The 4947-nt window shown below is 42.8% G+C and carries 5 protein-coding genes; 2 read left to right on the top strand and 3 right to left on the bottom strand.

What is annotated here, in order from left to right; translation table 11 throughout:
- Positions 1 to 92: 92 nt before the first annotated feature.
- From BGL89_RS01425 to BGL89_RS01415, 3 genes are all read right to left on the bottom strand, one after another.
- Positions 93 to 290: a hypothetical protein gene (locus BGL89_RS01425; protein WP_002731987.1), complete on the bottom strand. Its 198-nt coding sequence runs from the start codon at positions 288 to 290 to the stop codon at positions 93 to 95.
- A gap of 31 nt (positions 291 to 321) precedes the next feature.
- Positions 322 to 897 carry a peptide deformylase gene (gene def / locus BGL89_RS01420; RefSeq protein ID WP_286823919.1) on the bottom strand — a complete coding sequence of 192 codons (576 nt, stop codon included), beginning with the start codon at positions 895 to 897 and terminating at the stop codon, positions 322 to 324.
- A gap of 400 nt (positions 898 to 1297) precedes the next feature.
- Positions 1298 to 2695, bottom strand: a complete 1398-nt coding sequence (locus BGL89_RS01415) for a serine/threonine protein kinase (protein ID WP_286823917.1) — start codon at positions 2693 to 2695, stop codon at positions 1298 to 1300.
- Between the two features lie 410 nt (positions 2696 to 3105).
- Here BGL89_RS01415 and crtE point away from each other — a divergent pair, with 410 nt between their 5' ends.
- Both crtE and BGL89_RS01405 read left to right on the top strand, forming a co-directional pair.
- Complete coding sequence (gene crtE, locus BGL89_RS01410) at positions 3106 to 4035, top strand: geranylgeranyl diphosphate synthase CrtE (RefSeq protein WP_286823915.1); 930 nt, start codon at positions 3106 to 3108, stop codon at positions 4033 to 4035.
- A gap of 22 nt (positions 4036 to 4057) precedes the next feature.
- A complete protein-coding gene (locus tag BGL89_RS01405) occupies positions 4058 to 4510 on the top strand; it encodes a divergent PAP2 family protein (RefSeq protein ID WP_286823913.1) in 453 nt (150 codons plus the stop codon).
- The last annotated feature ends 437 nt before the right edge of the window (positions 4511 to 4947 follow it).

Raw genomic sequence — 4947 nt, 5'->3', positions numbered from 1 at the left:
TCGGTGAAGCGTCAACCCCGTTGACGCGACCACCCTAAAAAAGTGGCGTGGTGAGGAATCGCCGTCCGTTTTACGGCGGCGAGGATGTCAATCTACTTGTAATTGGCTCTTGTGTCTTTAACCGCCGCCCAAAAAAATAGGGCTGTTAGTGGCACACTTGCAGCTAGAATTAAGCCAGTGGTGGTATTGCCTAAATCCGGTTCTCCTGAACTAATTTCAAAGACACAACCCACACCAGCGATCGCTGCAATACAGGATAATAACAATAAAACGCCGCTTTTCGGGGTCATCTTCACTCCTCACCTAAATTAACTAATGCCTTTATTTTGTCACTTTCTCAACAGGTTTCACCGCTTGCACGGAAAAACCGTGTTTTTTTAATTCTTCATTGAGTGCCAAATCGTTATCTACTCTATCGACGAACATGACACCATTAAGATGATCCATTTCGTGTTGAATTACCCGCGCTAGTAAACCGTTAGCTTGCAGTTTTCGCGGTTTCCCCTGTTCATCTTTATAACTCACTTCGATCGATTGGGGACGGATGACATCTAAAAACACATCGGGAATACTCAAACAACCTTCTTCCGCTTTGCACAATTCCCGACTATAACCGATAATTTGGGGATTAATCAGAATTAGGGGCGTATTTTCGGGTTTATCGGGTTCACAATCGATGACAATCAATTGTTTATTGACTGCCACTTGGGGAGCTGCTAACCCGATACCATTGGAACTATACATAGTTTGCAGCATTTCTCTGGCTAATTGACGAATGCTGTCATCGACTTTAGTAATCCGCTTGGCCGGTTGACGCAAGACTCGATCGCCGAGATAATGCAGTTCTAAAGGGGGTTTTTCTAATTTGCGTTTTTCTACGGTAATAGTGGCGCTCATAAACTTAATTATCGATGGGATGACACAATTTTGATCTTATACTAAATCCGTTGAGTATAGGCTACTTATGAGGATAGGCAAAAGGCAAGAGGCACTCATGCAAAAGGAGGAATAGATAATCAGTCTTTAATAACTGGATTTAGTATTAGTCACTGGCGCTGGGGCATTTCTCAGGAAAAGGGAGAAAAAGCCGAGACTCTTCATAAAATTTTACACCGCTCACAGACAGTTCGTCTATATCAGGGGGTGGGAAGTGGGAAGTGGAAAGTGGGGAGATTTTTCAGTTATCAGTAAGCAGTTATCAGTAATCAGTGGGGGAGTGGGGAGATTTTTCAGTTATCAGTAAGCAGTTATCAGTAATCAGTGGGGGAGAAGGGAGAAAAAAGCTGATTGTAACCGGCTACTTATTAGTAATTGGTATTCCTAACCATTGGCTTAATTCCGCTGCTAACCATTCAATTTCGGGGTTACTCAGATATTCTTTTGTCTTACTGCTAATAGTATATTCTTTAGTCCCCGCCCAAATAGTTAAAGTCATCGGCACATAAACTCGATCGCCATCGCTATCTTTGGTATGATAACCATCAGCTTGCACCAGTTTATTAATATGTTCCCGTGCTATTTTCTTTTTGCCGGGAAGTGTCAAACCCCAAATTCGCTGAATGGCAACAATTTCTTGCCTATCAATAGTGATAATTTCCTCCCCTTTGAGACAATAAATAATCTGGTAAAGCATTCCTAAACCCACAAACCAAAAGGGCAAGGAAAAGAGCAGAAAAAACCAACTCATCCACAGAGGAATAGAAACGGCTCCTCCTGTCCATACTAATAAAAAAGCGTTCCAAGCGATGGCAAAGGTTCCAAGATAAATTAATTTAGGGGTGAAACCTTCGGGAGGTAAAAATATTTTAATTTTCTCCTCCCTTTTTTGCAACTGTACCCGACTCCCTGCGGGTTTTTCAAGGTTTGAGGCAGTTAATTGCATTTCGTGGAGAGTATTTAAAGCTTGATTGGCTGCCTGTGCTGAAACAAACCTTTTCTCGAGACTAGGTTCGATTAACTGCCCTAACCAATGAACAAAAGCAGGACTTAAATTGGCTAAATTATTTAATTGAATTTTGCCATCTTTTTGGGGTAAATCGGCGGGATGAATGCCTGTAGCTAGATAGATTAAAGTGGCTCCTAAACTGTATAAATCAGAAGCGGCAACGGTGCGACCACCGAATTGTTCGGGGGGCATATAACCGTAGGTTCCGACGATAGTTAGAGTGGCCTGTTCCTGTTGGGCAACAGTCTGGACAGAACCAAAATCAATTAAATAAACATTACCGATACTATGACCCGATCGATCTTTTAGTAAAATATTACTAGGTTTCAAATCCCGGTGGATAACTGGCGGGTTAAGTCCATGGAGATAAATTAAAATACCAAGGATAGATTTAGCTAATTCCTGCAGCTCTGATTCACTAAATTTGCGACCGGTTTCTATCTGTTCCTTGAGAGATTTAGCTTCGATATAACTCTGGACAAGGGCAAAACCTTGATAGGTATCGGTTTGAACTTCAAAATAGTCGATATATTCGGGAATCGAGCGACAATCTAGATGTTTGAGAGTTTCAGCTTCCCGTTCAAAGAGTTTTAAATTTGTCCATTCAAAATCGGGACTGAAGATTAATAATTTGACGACAACAGCAGTACCCGTTTTTAGATCTTGGGCGAGAAAAGTGTGTCTTCCGGTTTGTTTACCTAACTGACTTTGAATTTGGTATCTATCGCCTAAAATTTGCCCTTGTAGCATACAATACATTACTAGGATAATCCTACTTCTAGGCTAATCGAGAAATTTCTAAACTGCAAGCTAAAAAAACGGAAGTTTGACCGAATCATGAAAACTTTAGCATCTCCGATGATAACTGCGGCGAAATTCAATTATATCGCCCGTTTTTCGCTAATCCCTGGACTAGGCTGAGGGATGTATTTTTTCAGGTTAAAAGAGAAAATAGGTATCAGAAAAGAAAATTGGCCCATCTCCGTCTGGGAAATTTTAGTACAAGTGTTCAAAATAGCAACTGCGGCGCTGCCATGTAGTCTGAAGGAGTAATTTAGATAGTCAACAGCTGAGGGTACAAGGGAGCAGCCAGTTTAATTCCGATCGAGGTGGAGTTTCCTGATATAGTTTTAAAAGCAGTCGGTTCAAGACAAAAAGACATGGTTACTAGGGGCGAACAAGGGGTAGAAGTGAGGAAAAACGAGAGCTTTTCTCTGGCTTCCTATCTGGAGGAAAAGCGGTTAATTGTCGAGTCAGCTTTGGATAGCTCTTTAGTTATCGGCAATCCTGCCAAAATCTACGAGGCGATGCGCTATTCTCTCCTCGCCGGCGGCAAACGTCTGCGGCCGATTTTATGTCTGGCTACCTGTGAATTGATGGGGGGTTCCCTAGAGATGGCTTTACCCACCGCTTGCGCCCTGGAAATGATTCACACTATGTCATTAATTCATGACGATTTACCCGCCATGGATAACGATGATTACCGACGGGGGAAATTAACCAATCATAAGGTTTTTGGCGAAGATATCGCTATTTTAGCCGGGGATGGTCTCCTGGCCTACGCTTTCGAGTATGTGGCTACCGAGACTCGTAATGTACCTCCCCTACAGATTTTAGAGGTAATTGCCCGTTTAGGTCGCACTGTCGGGGCAACGGGTTTGGTGGGGGGTCAGGTTTTAGACTTGGAATCCGCAGGAAAACCTGATATTTCGGTGGAAACTCTCGGTTTTATCCATACTCAGAAAACCGGGGCCCTGTTGGAGACTTCTGTGGTGTCGGGGGCAGTTTTAGCGGGGGCAAAAGCGGAAGATATAGCTAAATTAGCCCGTTACGCTCAAAATATTGGCTTGGCTTTCCAAATTATCGATGATGTTCTCGACATCACGGCGACAAAGGAAGAATTGGGCAAAACCGCCGGTAAGGATCTACAGGCACAAAAAGCCACCTATCCTAGTCTCTGGGGGATAGAAGGGTCCCGCCAGCAAGCTCAACAGTTAATAGATAGTGCCATCGGTGAATTGAGTGGCTACGATGAGGCCGCTGAACCTTTACGGGCCATCGCCGAGTATATTGTTAATCGTAAAAATTAAATTAAATTAAACGAATGAGATTATGCAGGACTTCCAGCAGGTGTTACACAATCAAATACTGCTAGTCTCTCTTTTAGCTTGTTTCACTGCCCAAGGACTAAAAGCGCTGATTGAGTTAATCCGCGATGGTAAGGTGAGTCTGCGCTATCTAGTCTCGTCGGGAGGAATGCCTAGCGCTCACTCGGCGCTGGTGGGGGCCTTGGCTACTGGGGTAGGATTACAGATGGGTTGGTCTAGTCCCGAATTTGCGATCGCAGTGCTTTTTGCGGTTATTGTTATGTATGATGCGGCCGGAGTGCGTCAGGCAGCGGGAAAACAGGCCCGGATTCTCAATCAAATTATCGATGAAATGTTCCAGGGAGGCAAGGAATTTAACGAGGAACGTTTAAAGGAATTAATTGGTCATACTCCTTTTCAAGTGCTGGTGGGTTTAAGTTTGGGTATCGGTATCGCTATGGTGCTGCTCTGTCGTTAATTGAGGTGTTTTCTTCGGTTGAGATAAACTAGATTTAATAACTGAAAATCTGGGGTAATCACTCATGTTACAATCCCTAAAAAAAATTGAAGGCTTTCGCGGTTTTTAAAGTTTTGAGATGGCCAATCTTGGTACACCAATTCAAAACTTTTTTGAAATGCATCAGCAGCAATGCTTGAGATAAAGGAATCAAAGTGGCAGGAATCCACTCAACAAAGTGTTGATAACTGGGTAAATTGGCAAAAGCATCGCTCCAGTATTCAGCTACACGGTCTAAATAGGGTTTGCGGCAAAAAGTTATTGAAAAGTACAGGTCTCTCAATCAATGATTTCACTTAGCTACAAGCATAAGCTTTAGTTGTTGATTAATCTCTAAGCTATAACTTATTGTCATCATTGACCGAGAAAAAGTGCGGTTTTTCCATTTCAGACATAAA

The organism is Microcystis sp. LSC13-02 (assembly GCA_002282935.1).
GTDB lineage: Bacteria > Cyanobacteriota > Cyanobacteriia > Cyanobacteriales > Microcystaceae > Microcystis.
The sequence above is the reverse complement of the archived record's forward strand: the minus strand, read 5'-3'. Positions and strand labels throughout refer to the sequence as shown.